Raw genomic sequence first — 13,730 nt, 5'->3', positions numbered from 1 at the left:
CACCGTTCCCGCTCGCGAGTGAGGGCCGTTGTCGACGACCGTTATTGCGCAGCGCCGCCGAGCTTGCCCTGCAGTGCCCGGCCGCGCTCCAGGTGCATCGCGACGTGTTCGCGCGAGGCGGTGAGGAACGCGCGGACGTTGTCGTCGGTGGCGGCCGGCAGCAGGCGCGTGTCGATGAGCGTCAGCGCGTCCTGATGGCCCTTCACCATCGCATCTATATAGGCCTTCTCGTACTCCTTGCCGGACTTCTGGTCGAGCGTCGACAGATCCGAGCGGCCCTTCTGCTCCATGGCCGTCACTTCGGGGCTGCTCTCGTTCGGATTGAGCCTCTTGCCGGCTTCGAGGTTCTTCGAATGCTCGCGATGCAGCATGTCGGCGTATTGGGCCACCTCGCCCGTCACCTTCTTGCTCTTGGCCTGTTCGGCGGCGGCGACTTCATGCTTGTCGACAGCGCCGACCAGGCCCACTGCGTCGGCCTGCGTCAGCGCGCCCGCGGCCGGGGCGCCGGCAGCGGGGGCGGCCGGATCGTTCGCCACCGCGCTGGTGGCGTCGCCCGTGGTGCCGGTGGTGTCGGCGGGCTTTTCGGTCGGATCGGGCGCGTTCGCCTGCGGGCCCGAAAGCGCGGTCGAATCCGGATTGGCGTCGTTCTCGTCGCGCTTGCAGCCGGCCAGCGCCAGCATGGCGATCGAGATCGCGATAGAGAGCTTCAATGCATGGTTCATGTCGATTTCCTGTCGGTGGTTGTTAGAAGGTGGGAGCGAGGCGATCAATGCAGGCGGAGCGACCCGTCGATGCGCGGGAACAGGCTGGCGCGCTCCCACGCAGCGCGCACGTCGGGCTCGACCTCTTCCCACGACAGTCCCGTGGCCTGCTCGTACGATTTCCACAGCACCGACGCGGCACGTTCGGCCGTCGTCCAGTCGGCGCCGTAGATTTCGCGCGCACCTTCGCCGATGACGGCGACCAGCTGCTCGTAGCTGACCATTCGAGTGACGGCCATGGCTGTCCTCCCGCGATGCCTCGCAACGCAACGCGTGGCCCGCGCTGCTTGTATCCATGTCACCGCAAGTGTCATGCCATGGCGGCAAGCCGCCGTGCCGGCCTCGACGGCGCATCGGCGCGAAAAACCTTCCGGGCGCGCGCAGCAATTCGCCTGTTCACGGCATGCACGCGGGCTTCACGTGTGCCAATCGCGACTGAAGAAGACTGAATTCGATGCGCGCGGCACACACGAACGCAGCGCACGTTCCAACGATGCGCTGCACGATTCTTCACGAAATCTGGCTGCGGCGATTCCTATAAGGGACGGACGCTTTCAACGACAGGAATCCGTCCAATGGCACGTACGTCGAACTTCGATCAGGCCCAGGTCCACGAACTGCTGCTGCAGGCACTGGAGACCGAACGTGGCGGCATCCAGGTCTACACCGCGGCGATCAAGGCCGCACAGAACGAGGACCTCAAGAAGGAATTCCAGGAATACCTGGAAGAAACGCGGACGCACGAGGAAATCCTCACGCGCGTGTTCCAGCAGCTGGGCATGGACACCGAAGAGCAGAGCCCGGGCCGCATGGTCGTCGCGCATCAGGGTCAGTCGCTGGTGGCGGCCATCGAGATGGCGATCGAGAACGCCGAGCCTGCCGCCGCCGAAATCGTCGCCGCCGAATGCGTGGTGCTCGCCGAAACGAAGGACCACTCGAACTGGGAGCTCATCGGCCAAGTCGCGCTGAAGGCGAAGGCCGAATACGCGGACGCGCTGAAACAGGCCTATCAGGCGGTCGAGAAGGACGAGGACCATCACCTCTACCACACCAAGGGTTGGGCACGTGAGCTGTGGATCCAGTCGCTCGGGTTCCCGGCCGTGCTGCCGCCGCCGGAAGAGGTCAAGCAGGTCGAGACCGCCATCGGTGCCGCACGTGCCGAGCAGGCCCGCGACGAGATGCTGAAGCGGCATTGAGTCCACCCATCGCGCAACGAAAAACGGCCGGAACATCCGGCCGTTTTTTCATGTGCGCGTAAGCGGGCTCATGCCCCGAGGCCGTGCTCGCGCGCGTAGGCGTAGAACTCCAGGTCGCTTTTCACCCCAAGCTTGCGCATCGCCTCGACCTTCTGGCTGCTGACGGTCTTTACGCTGCGGTTGAGCTGGCGTGCGATCTCCGACACCGTGTGGCCCAAGGCGAACAGACGCATCACTTCGGCCTCGCGCTTGGACAGCGCCGTCGTCGAATCGGGACTTTCGCCCTGCACCGAATCGATCTGCTTGCGCACCGTCGCACTGAGATAGCTGCGTCCGGCCGTCGCGGCGGTCACCGCCGTCGGCAGTTCCTTCATCGCATCCGATTTGCTCACCACGCCGCGCACGTTGCCCAGGCGCGCAATGTTGTTGAGCACGCCGGGGTTGGCCAGCTGCGTCAGCACCACGATGCCGAGCTCGGGCCAGCGACGCCCGATCAGCTGCAGCAGGCTGAGGCCGTCGGCGGCCTGCTCGCCCGGCATGTTGAAGTCGGTGACCAGCAACTGGCAGGCGGTGCCGTCCAGCACGCGCAGCAGTTCGTCGGGCGAGGTCGCCTCGGCGACGACGCGAAAACCCGGACTCTGTTCCAGCAGCGCACGCACGCCACTGGACACGATCGGGTGGTCATCGGCGAGAACGATATGGAAAACCAAGCGGGCACCTCAGCTTCGATCGCAACGGAGCTTCACTTCCGGCCGCCGCGCGGGCGTTGTCCGGTGGCGGCCGCTGCCGGCCCTCGCATCCGGCCGGAGTATATACCCGCCCGTTCAGGCATCGTGATCCCGCATTTCACCAATCAGGCTAGACTGTTTCCATGCGTCGCATCGCGTTCCGCCTGCTCCTGTGCCTGATGCTCGTCCTGAACGGGACGGGCTACGCCGTGGCGGCCACGCAGATGAACATGACGCATGCGGCAATGGCGGTCGCGGCGTACGAAGCCGCCAACAACCCGCCGTGCCACGAGGCCGCGCCGGTCGAAACGGTCGCCGGGATGGCGCATTCGCACGACGCGCAGATGGCCGATGCGTCCGATCCGGGCGTTCCTGCGTGCTGCCAGTCCTCGCAGTGCAACTGCGATTGCCTCCAGCACGCCACGGCGGCCATGTCCGTGGTCGCCGTTCCCGCCGATGCGCCCGCGGGTGCGGACATCGCGCAACCGCGCGTCGTGAACCGCATCGCGCCTCCGCTGCCCAACCTGCTCCGACCTCCCATCGCCTGACTCCGGGCGCGCCCTGGCGCGCCGATCCCGACGCGTGCGCGAGCGGTCGCCCTGACCGCCATCGCGCCGCATCCCGATGATCTGCACGGAGCAGTCCATGACATCCGATGTTTTTCGCCGTCGCGCGGCTTCGCCGTCGCGACGACGTTTCGTCACCGGCCTGGCGGCTGGTGGCGTCGCCACGGGCGCGGGCCTGTGGCATCTGCCGGGTACGGCCGTCGCCGCACCGGCGCATTCCCCCAACATGCTCACCGGCACGCAGTTCGACCTGTCGATCGACGCCTCGCCGGTCAACTTCACCGGCCGCACGCGTCCTGCGGTCACCGTCAACGGCTCGCTGCCGGCGCCGATCCTGCGCTGGCGCGAAGGCGACACCGTCACGTTGCGCGTGGCCAACCGCCTGCCCGTGCAGAGCTCGATCCACTGGCACGGCCTGGTGTTGCCCGCCAACATGGACGGCGTGCCGGGCCTGAGTTTCGACGGCATCGGTCCGGGCGAAACCTTCACCTACCGCTTCGACATCCGCCAGTCCGGCACGTACTGGTACCACAGCCATTCGCTTTTCCAGGAACAGGCCGGCCTTTACGGCGCGATCGTCATCGACCCGCGCGAACCGGCGCCGTATGCGTTCGATCGCGAACACGTCGTGCTGCTGTCGGACTGGACCGACCTGGAACCGGCCGCGCTGTTCCGGCGCATGAAGAAGATGGCCGGCTACGACAACTTCCATAAACGCACCGTCGGCGACTTCTTCGACGACGTCTCGCGCGACGGGCTGTCGGCCACGCTGCGCGACCGCGGCCAGTGGGGGCGCATGCGCATGACGCCCACCGACCTGTCCGACATCAACGCGAACACCTACACCTACCTGCTCAACGGCACCGCGCCGTCGGGCAACTGGACCGGCCTGTTCCGCAGTGGCGAGAAGGTGCTGCTGCGCTTCATCAACGGCTCGGCCATGACCTATTTCGACGTGCGCATTCCCGGGCTGAAGATGACCGTCGTCGCCGCGGACGGCCAGTACATCCATCCGGTGACGGTCGATGAATTCCGCATCGCGGTGGCCGAAACTTTCGACGTGATCGTCGAACCCTCCGGGCAGGACGCCTACGCGATCTTCGCCCAGGACATGGGCCGCACCGGTTACGCACGCGGCACGCTGGCGGTGCGCCACGGGCTGGTAGCGCCGCTGCCCGCGCAGGACCCGCGTCCGATCCTGACGATGGACGACATGGGTCACGGCGCGATGGACCACGCCGGCATGGGGCACTCCGGTATGAAGCCCGGCGCCAAAGGCATGGAAGGCGGCTGCGGCGCTAACATGGGCATGAAGGGCATGGAAGGCGGTTGCGGCGCCAACATGGGCCACGACATGGCCGGCATGGACCACGGCGGCGGCATGCAGTCGCATCCGGCAAGCGAGCGCGGCAATCCGCTCATCGACATGCAGACGATGTCGCCGACGCCGAAGCTCGACGACCCCGGCATCGGCCTGCGCGAAAACGGCCGCACCGTGCTCACCTACGGCGCGATGCGCAGCCTGTTCGACGATCCGGATGGACGCGAGCCCTCGCGAACCGTCGAGCTGCACCTCACCGGGCACATGGAGAAGTTCGCCTGGTCGTTCGACGGCCTGAAGTTCATGGACGCCGAACCGCTCCGCCTGAACTACGGCGAGCGCATGCGTATCGTGCTGGTCAACGACACGATGATGACGCACCCGATCCACCTGCACGGCATGTGGAGCGACGTCGAGGACGAGACCGGCGAGTTCCACCTGCGCAAGCACACCGTCGACATGCCGCCGGGCACGAAGCGCAGCTATCGCGTGCGTGCCGACGCGCTCGGCCGCTGGGCGTACCACTGCCACCTGCTCTACCACATGGAAGCCGGGATGATGCGCGAAGTGCGTGTGGAGGAACGCGCATGACCGGCGTCCGTTCCCTGCTCGCCTGCGCGCTGTCGCTGGCGCTCGCGCCCGCGTGGGCGCAGGACCATTCGCACCACCATGCGCCGCCGTCCTCCGAACCGAAGGCGACGTCCACGCACGATCACGCGTCGATGGACCACGCCGCGCATCAGCAAGGCGCGGTGGATCACGCCGCGATGGGCCACGGCACGCCGACGCGGGATGCGCCCGTCGAGCCGATACCGACTCTCACCGACGCCGACCGCGCCGCGGCGTTCCCCGACCTCGCACACGGCATGCACCACGCGCCGGAGCGCAACAGCTTCGTGATCTTCGATCGGCTGGAAGCGGTCGACCTGGACCACGGTCGCGGCGAAGCGTGGGAAGCGCAGGCGTGGATCGGTTCCGACCTCAACCGCCTGTTGCTTCGCAGCGAGGGCGAACGCGAACGCGGCCACACCGAAGCCGCCGACCTCGAAGTGCTCTACGGCCGCAGCGTCACGCCGTGGTGGGACGTCGTCGCCGGCCTGAAGCACGACTTCAAACCGGGGCGCTCGCGCGACTGGGCCGCGTTCGGCGTGCAGGGACTGGCGCCGTACAAGTTCGAAGTGAGCGCGACGGCCTACCTCGGCGAAAGCGGCGCGACGGCAGCGACCGTCGAGGCCGAATACGAGGTGCTGCTGACGAACCGCCTGATCCTGCAGCCGCGCGTGGAAGTGGAAGCGTTCGGCAAGGACGATCCGACGCGTGGCATCGGCTCCGGCCTCTCCACGGTCGAAGCCGGATTGCGCCTTCGCTACGAGTTCACGCGACGGTTCGCGCCCTACATCGGCGTCGCGTGGGAACGTGCGTACGGCGGAACGGCCGATCACCGTCGCGATGATGGCGAGGCGGTCGAGGACACGCACCTCGTCGCCGGCGTGCGGCTCTGGTTCTGACCATGCGCGACACGACGCACCGCCGCCTCGCCCTGCCCCGCACCCGGTGCGGCGGGCGGCGGTGCGTTGACCTTCCCACCATGGGAAGGCCCACGCTGCCTCCATCGAATCGTCGAATGGAGTCCGCATGAATACCGCCGCCACCGCCGACCTGCGCCTGCCGATCGCCGGGATGACCTGCGCCTCGTGCGCGGGCCGCATCGAACGCGCGCTCGCCGCCGTTCCAGGCGTCTTTCGCGCCGAGGTGAACCTCGCGACGGCGACCGCCAACGTCGCCACCGACGGCAAGGTCGGCGCGACCGTCCTCGCCGATGCCGTCTCGCGCAGCGGATATCGCGTTCCCGAGCGCACGCTCGACTTGGCGATCGACGGCATGACCTGCGCCTCGTGCGCGAGCCGCGTCGAGAAGGCCTTGCGCGCGGTGCCGGGCGTGATCAACGCCAGCGTCAATCTCGCGACCGAACGCGCCCAGGTGCGCGCGTTGCCGGATGTTTCGGCCGACGATCTGATCGCCGCCGTCGCGACCGCGGGCTATCGCGCGAGTTCGCCGTATGGCGACATCGCTGACGTGACGTCCACCGAGTCGCGTGACGCCGAAGCGGACAAGGCAGATGCGCGCGAACGCCGCCACCTCTGGCTCGCGCTCGCGTTCTCGCTGCCGCTGGCGCTGCCGATGCTCGCGATGCCGTTCGGCGCACACCTGGCGCTGCCGGGCTGGGTGCAGTTCGCGCTCGCCACGCCGGTGCAGTTCTGGCTGGGCGCGCGCTTCTATCGCGCCGGCTGGGGCGCGCTGAAGGCGCGCAGCGGCAACATGGACCTGCTGGTCGCGCTCGGCACGAGCGCCGGCTACGGATTGAGCGTGTGGCACCTGATCGCCGGCGGCCACCACGCACTGCTGTATTTCGAAGCGTCCGCGGTCGTGATCGCCCTCGTGCTGCTCGGAAAGTGGCTGGAAACGCGCGCGCGCCGCCAGACGACGGCCGCGATCCGCGCCTTGCAGGCGCTGCGTCCGGCCACCGCGCGGGTCCGTCGCGATGGCCTGGAAACCGACATGCCGCTCGCGCAGGTCCGCGTCGGCGACGAGGTCGTCGTGCGGCCCGGCGAACGCATTCCCGTCGACGGTCGCATCGTGGAAGGACGCACGCACGCCGACGAATCCATGCTGACGGGCGAGTCGTTGCCGGTCGCGCGTTCGGAAGGCGATCGCGTCACCGGCGGCGCGGTCAACGGCGAAGGCCGCGTGGTGGTCGAAACCACGGCCATCGGCGCGGAAAGCGCGCTGGCGCGCATCATCCGACTCGTCGAGGACGCGCAGGCGAAGAAGGCGCCGATCCAGCGCATCGTCGATCGCGTCAGTGCGGTGTTCGTACCGGTGGTGATCGCCATCGCCTTCATCACGCTGCTGGGTTGGGGACTGACGACCGGCGACTGGAGCGGCGCGCTGCTCAACGCCGTCGCGGTGCTCGTGATCGCCTGCCCTTGCGCGCTCGGGCTCGCGACGCCCACGGCCATCATGGCCGGAACCGGCGTCGCCGCGCGCGCCGGCATCCTGATCAAGGACGCGCAGGCGCTCGAAACGGCGCAGCGCATCGCCATCGTTGCCTTCGACAAGACCGGAACGCTGACGCAGGGCAAGCCGACGCTCGTCGAAGCGATCGCGCTTGATGGCGACACGTCGTCGCTGCTCGCGCACGCCGCCGCGGTGCAGCGCGGCAGCGAACACCCGCTCTCGGCGGCCGTGATGCAAGCCGCGGGCGAGGCGCCGTTGCTCGTCGCGAGCGACATCCGCGCGGTACCGGGACGCGGCGTGCGCGGAACAATCGGCACCCACGACGTGCTCATCGGCAGCGAGCGGATGATGCGCGAGGCCGCCGTCGATCTTGAGCTGCTGTCCGCGCGCGCCGAAACGCTGCTTGCCAGCGGGCACACGGTGTCGTGGGTCGCGGTCGCAGAACGCAAACAATCCGCACGCCTGCTCGGCCTGCTCGCCTTCCGCGACACACCGCGACCGGGTGCGCGCGATGCCATTGCACGACTGCACGCACTGGGCCTGCGCACGGTGATGATCTCGGGCGACCAGGAAGGCGCCGCGCGTGCGATCGCCGCGCAGCTCGGCATCGAAGACGTGCGCGCCAACGTGCTGCCCGAAGAAAAGGCGGCGACGATCGAACGGCTGCGCGGCAACGGCGTGGTGGCGATGGTCGGCGACGGCATCAACGACGCGCCCGCACTGGCCGCGGCCGACGTCGGCATCGCGATGGGCAGCGGCACCGACGTCGCGATGCACGCTGCCGGCGTGACGCTGATGCGCGCGGAACCGGCGCTGGTCGCCGACGCCATCGGGATCTCGCGCCGGACCACGCGAAAGATCCATCAGAACCTCTTCTGGGCCTTCATCTACAACGTCGTCGGCATCCCCCTGGCGGCGTTCGGACTGCTCGACCCGGTGATCGCCGGCGCTGCGATGGCGTTTTCGTCCGTCGGCGTCGTCACCAACGCCCTGCTGCTGCGCCGCTGGCGCCCGCATCGCCCTTTGAACTCGCACGATTGAATCGCAAGGAGCCGACCATGCCCCGGATGCCACGACCCGAACTCGCCGACGCACGCCAGCAGGGCCTGCACAACATCGGCGAAGCCGCGCGGCACAGCGGCGTCAGCGCGAAGATGATCTGGCACTACGAAAGCATCGGCCTGATCCCGCCGCCCAATCGCACCTTCGCCGGGTATCGCCTCTACAACGATGCCGACCTGCATCGGCTGGGCTTCATCCGTCGCGCGCGCGGACTGGGGTTCTCGATCAAGCAGATCGAGGCACTGCTGGGGCTCTGGGACGACCGCTCCCGCGCGAGCGCCGAAGTGAAGCGTCTGGCGGAATCGCACGTGGACGAACTGGCGACGAAGATCGCCGAGATGCAGGCCATGCAGCGGACGCTGCAGGATCTTGCGCGCCGCTGCCACGGCGACGACCGACCGGACTGTCCGATCCTGGAGGATCTGGCGAAGACGACCGACGCACGCGATGCGCATTTGCCATCGCGACACGAACCGGACGATGCGCCGCTTTCGTTCGAAGCGGGGAACCAGCTGCGTCGCGTGGGTGGGCGTTAATCCCGAATCGGAGTATCTGCAGGCATTACGGAGCGCAGGAAGGCGCTGGATCCCCGCTTTCGCGGGGATGACGACGGTGGTCTGGGCTGATCGAACTCCGGCTCGTCTCGTCTCGTCCCAAATCCCGAACCGCGAATCCCGACGCACGAATCGCGATACGGAAAACCAGACCGCCCACAACGCAGCAGGGCCCCGTTTCCGGAGCCCTGCTGCGTTTCACTATTTGGCGTCCCCACGGGGATTCGAACCCCGGTCGCTACCGTGAAAGGGTAATGTCCTAGGCCTCTAGACGATGGGGACAAAACTGGTTTTTCAGCATCATCTCCGAAGAGATGGTGGAGCCAGCCGGGATCGAACCGGCGACCTCCTGCATGCCATGCAGGCGCTCTCCCAGCTGAGCTATGGCCCCACGTGCTGCTGGAAAGACGAAAATTCTAGCGGGCGTTCAGCGATGTCGTCAAGCGTTCGCTGCCAGATTTTTTTCGTCGCGTCCGCCGGTGCTGGTACCGGCGTCAACGGGGCGCAATGTTGCCACACCATGTCCCCGCTCCGCTAGATACTCGAGCCACTTTCCGAGAAACGTGTTCATCCGCGTGCGGTGGTCGAGCACTTCCGCCGCCGGCGGATACATCCCGATGACGTCCTGCCAGCGACGGCCGACGTAGCAGTTGGTGACTTCCAACTGCCGCGCATCGTGGTACAGCCGCAGATATGCCGAGGGATCCTGCTCCCCGGTGACCGGATCGCGCATCGCGTACGTCAGACGCAGCTCCGTCGTGTACGGATGGCGTTCGATCACGTCCAGCTGCAGGTCCAGTCCGTCGCCGACGCTGGAGTGGTATGTGCCGACCGCCAGCGCCTCCGACGGAAACAGGCGCGCGAAGCGGACATGGTTTTCGGCATACAGCCCCATGAGCCAGCCGAAGCGGCTGAGGCGGGGAATGCGTGCTTTGCGGGTCGCGAGAGACATGGGCATGGGCATCGATATGGAGTCGATGCTACACGGCACAACCTCCCCGCGGCAGCGTTGACGCACGCCGGTGGCAGGCATACGGTAAGGATTCCTCGCGAGCGCGTTTTCCGGGGTTTTCCCGCTACGGCGCCGTTCAGAACATCTCGCGATGGATCCCAAGCGTGGTCAGGACCTTGCTCGAGATCTCCTCGATCGAGGTATTGGTCGTGCTCAGGGTCGAAATCCGCTCCGCACGGAACATCGCCTCGGCCGCCGCCACTTCCCGCTTGCAGGTTTCCAGCTGGGCGTAGCGCGAGTTCGGCCGGCGCTCCTGGCGGATCTGCTGCAGCCGGACGGGATCGATCGTCAAACCGAAGAGCTTGTTGCGATACGGCCGCAGGCGCGGCGGCAGGCGGTCGTGTTCCAGGTCTTCCTCGGTCAGCGGGTAGTTCGCCGCGCGCACGCCGTAATGCAGCGCGAGGTACACGCAGGTCGGCGTCTTGCCCGCGCGTGAAACCGCGACCAGCACAAGGTCCGCGTCGTCGTAGTTGATGGCCTGCCCGTCGTCGTGCGTCAGCGCGAAATTCATCGCGTTGATGCGCCGGTGGTAGGTGTCGAAATCCACCATGCCGTGCGCCTGGCCGATGCGGCGTTCGCGCGTCTGTTCCAGCTCTCGTTCCAGCGGTTCGATGAAGGGCGCGAAGACGTCGAGCATCAGCGCGCCGCTTTCGGCCAGTGCGTGGCTGACATCGACGTCCATGCACGAGTTGATCACCACCGGGCGAACACCGTACGACTCGGCGGCGACGCGGATCTTCTCGCCCACTTCACGCGCGCGCTCGACGCTGTCGACGAACGGGATGCGGTCGGTCACGAAGCGCGTCTGGGTGAACTGGGTCAGCAGACTGTGGCCGATGGTCTCGGCGGTGATACCGGTACCATCGGATACGTAGAAGACGGGACGCACGCCGGCCATCGGTTTTCTCCTGAACTGGGCGTTCACAATACAAAAAACGCCGATGAATCAAGCTTGTCTGCCCCCGGCGCCCGGGCGATCATATCCGGATCGCTGCGCGTCACGCGCCTGGGCGCGCCGGCCTTGTTCCGCCATTCCTTCGAATCGCTTGCTGTCCTTGCCTGCTGTAACTGCCTGGAGATCGCCCGCTTGAACGAGAACATCCTCTGGCTGCACGCGCTGCGCCTCACCGATCTGGCCCGCGTCGGCGGCAAGAATTCCTCGCTCGGCGAGATGATCGGCAACCTCGCGAACCTTGGCGTGTCGGTCCCCGGCGGCTACGCGACCACCGCCGAAGCCTTCAAGGACTTCATCGCGCATAACGACCTGCACCAGCGCATCTACGACAAGCTGGCGACGCTCGACGTCGAAGATGTCAACGCGCTTACCGCCGCGGGCGCCGAGATCCGCGGCTGGGTGATCGACGCCCCGCTGCAGCCGGAGCTGGATGCCGACATCCGCAAGGCCTACAAGCAGTTGTGCGACGAAAACGGCGGCGGCGACGTCGCCGTTGCCGTTCGTTCCTCCGCCACCGCCGAAGACCTGCCCGACGCGTCGTTCGCTGGCCAGCAGGAGACCTTCCTCAACGTGACCGGTGCAGACGACGTCGTGCACAAGGTCAAGGAAGTCTTCGCTTCGCTCTACAACGACCGGGCGATCGCCTACCGCGTGCACCACGGCTTCAAGCACGAGGACGTTTTCCTCTCGGCCGGCGTGCAGCTGATGGTGCGCTCGAACGTCGGCTCCTCCGGCGTGCTGTTCACGCTTGACACCGAATCGGGTTTCCGCGACGTCGTCTTCATCACCTCCAGCTATGGCCTGGGCGAGATGGTCGTGCAGGGCGCGGTGAACCCGGACGAGTTCTACGTCTACAAGCCGACGCTGCTGCAGGGCAAGCAGGCCATCCTGCGCCGCGGCATGGGTGCCAAGCAGCTGCGCATGGTGTATTCCGACACGCCCGGCGAGCGCGTGCGCACCGAGGAAACGCCGGCCGATCTTCGCAACACGTTCTCCATCAGCGACGAGGACGTGCACGAACTCGCGCGCCAGGCGCTGACGATCGAGAAGCACTACGGCCGTCCGATGGACATCGAATGGGCGAAGGACGGCGTGAGCGGCAAGCTCTTCATCGTGCAGGCGCGTCCGGAGACGGTGAAGTCGCGCGGCCACGCCACGCAGATCGAGCGCTACCAGCTCACCCAGCGCGGCGAAGTCGTATGCGAGGGCCGCGCCATCGGCCAGAAGATCGGCACCGGCGTCGCGCGCGTCGTGCGCTCGCTGGCCGACATGAACCGCGTACAGCCGGGCGACGTGCTCGTGGCCGACATGACAGATCCCGACTGGGAGCCGGTGATGAAGCGCTCCGCCGCGATCGTCACCAACCGCGGCGGCCGCACCTGCCACGCGGCGATCATCGCGCGCGAACTCGGCGTACCCGCGGTCGTCGGCACGGGCAACGCGCTGGACACGATCCAGGACGGCCAGGAAGTCACCGTCAGCTGCGCCGAAGGCGATACCGGTTTCATCTACGCCGGCACCCTGCCCTTCGAGCGCCACGTGGCCGACCTCGACAAGATGCCCGAGGCGCCGCTCAAGGTGATGATGAACGTCGCCAACCCCGAGCGCGCGTTCGACTTCGCGATGCTGCCGCACGCGGGCGTGGGCCTGGCACGCCTGGAAATGATCATCGCCAGCCACATCGGCGTGCACCCCAAGGCGCTGCTGGAGTACGACCAGCAGGATGCCGCGACGAAGAAGAAGATCGACGAGAAGATGGCCGGCTACGCCAGCCCGGTCGATTTCTACGTGGACCGCCTGGCCGAAGGCATCGCGACGATCACCGCGTCGTTCGCGCCGTATCCGGTGATCGTGCGCCTGTCGGACTTCAAGTCCAACGAGTACGCCAACCTCATCGGCGGCTCGCGCTACGAGCCGCATGAAGAGAACCCGATGATCGGCTTCCGCGGCGCCAGCCGTTACGTCGATCCGAGCTTCACCGAGGCGTTCGCGCTGGAATGCCGCGCGGTGCTGAAGGTGCGCGAGCAGATGGGCCTGACCAACTGCTGGGTGATGATCCCGTTCGTCCGCACGCTGGAGGAAGGCCGCAAGGTGGTCGAGGTGCTGCGTTCCAATGGCCTCGAACAGGGCAAGGACGGGCTGAAGATCATCATGATGTGCGAAGTGCCGTCCAACGCGCTGCTCGCCGACGAATTCCTCGAGATCTTCGACGGCTTCTCGATCGGCTCCAACGACCTGACGCAGCTCACGCTGGGCCTGGACCGAGACTCCGGCATCGTCGCCAAGCTCTTCGACGAGCGCGATCCGGCGGTGAAGAAGCTGCTGTCGCTGGCGATCAAGTCCGCGCGTGCGAAGGGCAAGTACGTCGGTATCTGCGGCCAGGGTCCGAGCGACCACCCGGATCTGGCCGAATGGCTGATGGACCAGGGCATCGAATCGGTGTCGCTCAATCCCGACACCGTGGTCGACACGTGGCTTCGACTGGCAAAAGCCAAGGCGAAGAAGGCTGCAGCCTGACGGCTCCCGCTGTACCCTGCGATGAGCCATCGACGCCCCG

Annotated in this window: 13 protein-coding genes and 2 tRNA genes; 7 read left to right on the top strand and 8 right to left on the bottom strand. The window is 67.0% G+C overall.

Going from position 1 to position 13,730, the window contains the following annotated elements:
* Window positions 1-41: 41 nt before the first annotated feature.
* Both ABIE51_RS09590 and ABIE51_RS09585 read right to left on the bottom strand, forming a co-directional pair.
* A complete protein-coding gene (locus ABIE51_RS09590) occupies window positions 42-722 on the bottom strand; it encodes a DUF4142 domain-containing protein (protein ID WP_192630534.1) in 681 nt (226 codons plus the stop codon).
* Between the two features lie 44 nt (window positions 723-766).
* Entirely contained in the window at window positions 767-1,000 is a 234-nt protein-coding gene (locus ABIE51_RS09585) for a hypothetical protein (protein WP_192630533.1), read from the bottom strand.
* A gap of 336 nt (window positions 1,001-1,336) precedes the next feature.
* On the opposite strand from ABIE51_RS09585, the gene ABIE51_RS09580 reads away from it, so the two are divergent.
* The gene (locus ABIE51_RS09580; protein WP_157030016.1) at window positions 1,337-1,957 is read left to right on the top strand and encodes a DUF892 family protein; all 621 of its coding nucleotides are present in this window, start codon (window positions 1,337-1,339) and stop codon (window positions 1,955-1,957) included.
* A 68-nt stretch (window positions 1,958-2,025) separates the two neighbouring features.
* Here ABIE51_RS09580 and ABIE51_RS09575 read toward each other — a convergent pair whose 3' ends face one another.
* On the bottom strand, window positions 2,026-2,667 hold the full coding sequence (locus ABIE51_RS09575; RefSeq protein WP_115840473.1) for a response regulator: 642 nt from the start codon (window positions 2,665-2,667) through the stop codon (window positions 2,026-2,028).
* Between the two features lie 161 nt (window positions 2,668-2,828).
* Here ABIE51_RS09575 and ABIE51_RS09570 point away from each other — a divergent pair, with 161 nt between their 5' ends.
* The 5 genes from ABIE51_RS09570 (at window position 2,829) to cueR (ending at window position 9,188) form a co-directional block, all read left to right on the top strand.
* Window positions 2,829-3,233 carry a CopL family metal-binding regulatory protein gene (locus tag ABIE51_RS09570; RefSeq protein ID WP_192630532.1) on the top strand — a complete coding sequence of 135 codons (405 nt, stop codon included), beginning with the start codon at window positions 2,829-2,831 and terminating at the stop codon, window positions 3,231-3,233.
* Window positions 3,234-3,330: 97 nt separating this feature from the next.
* Window positions 3,331-5,163, top strand: a complete 1,833-nt coding sequence (locus ABIE51_RS09565; protein WP_192630531.1) for a copper resistance system multicopper oxidase — start codon at window positions 3,331-3,333, stop codon at window positions 5,161-5,163.
* Window positions 5,160-6,080, top strand: a complete 921-nt coding sequence (locus tag ABIE51_RS09560; protein ID WP_192630530.1) for a copper resistance protein B — start codon at window positions 5,160-5,162, stop codon at window positions 6,078-6,080. The genes ABIE51_RS09565 and ABIE51_RS09560 overlap by 4 nt, the downstream gene beginning before the upstream one ends.
* 127 nt (window positions 6,081-6,207) lie before the next feature.
* The gene (locus ABIE51_RS09555) at window positions 6,208-8,631 is read left to right on the top strand and encodes a heavy metal translocating P-type ATPase (RefSeq protein ID WP_192630529.1); all 2,424 of its coding nucleotides are present in this window, start codon (window positions 6,208-6,210) and stop codon (window positions 8,629-8,631) included.
* 17 nt (window positions 8,632-8,648) lie between these two features.
* On the top strand, window positions 8,649-9,188 hold the full coding sequence (cueR, locus tag ABIE51_RS09550) for a Cu(I)-responsive transcriptional regulator (protein WP_192630528.1): 540 nt from the start codon (window positions 8,649-8,651) through the stop codon (window positions 9,186-9,188).
* Window positions 9,189-9,412: 224 nt separating this feature from the next.
* On the opposite strand, the gene ABIE51_RS09545 is transcribed toward cueR, so the two are convergent.
* The 5 genes from ABIE51_RS09545 to ABIE51_RS09525 all read right to left on the bottom strand — a co-directional run bounded on the left by ABIE51_RS09545 (window position 9,413) and on the right by ABIE51_RS09525 (window position 11,319).
* Window positions 9,413-9,488 (bottom strand) — tRNA-Glu (locus ABIE51_RS09545).
* Between the two features lie 33 nt (window positions 9,489-9,521).
* Window positions 9,522-9,597, bottom strand: a tRNA-Ala gene (locus ABIE51_RS09540).
* Between the two features lie 48 nt (window positions 9,598-9,645).
* A complete protein-coding gene (locus ABIE51_RS09535; protein WP_115840990.1) occupies window positions 9,646-10,158 on the bottom strand; it encodes a DUF1249 domain-containing protein in 513 nt (170 codons plus the stop codon).
* A 136-nt stretch (window positions 10,159-10,294) separates the two neighbouring features.
* On the bottom strand, window positions 10,295-11,116 hold the full coding sequence (gene ppsR / locus ABIE51_RS09530) for a posphoenolpyruvate synthetase regulatory kinase/phosphorylase PpsR (protein WP_115840477.1): 822 nt from the start codon (window positions 11,114-11,116) through the stop codon (window positions 10,295-10,297).
* Between the two features lie 23 nt (window positions 11,117-11,139).
* Entirely contained in the window at window positions 11,140-11,319 is a 180-nt protein-coding gene (locus ABIE51_RS09525) for a hypothetical protein (RefSeq protein ID WP_147298530.1), read from the bottom strand.
* On the opposite strand from ABIE51_RS09525, the gene ppsA reads away from it, so the two are divergent.
* The gene (gene ppsA, locus ABIE51_RS09520; RefSeq protein WP_192630527.1) at window positions 11,306-13,690 is read left to right on the top strand and encodes a phosphoenolpyruvate synthase; all 2,385 of its coding nucleotides are present in this window, start codon (window positions 11,306-11,308) and stop codon (window positions 13,688-13,690) included. The two genes, ABIE51_RS09525 and ppsA, sit on opposite strands and share 14 nt — an antisense overlap.
* Window positions 13,691-13,730: the final 40 nt, after the last annotated feature.

Source organism: Lysobacter sp. OAE881, assembly GCF_040546665.1.
In the GTDB taxonomy this organism is placed as follows: domain Bacteria; phylum Pseudomonadota; class Gammaproteobacteria; order Xanthomonadales; family Xanthomonadaceae; genus Lysobacter_J; species Lysobacter_J soli.
Note: the sequence above shows the minus strand (reverse complement) of the source record. Positions and strands in the feature narration are given on the sequence as shown.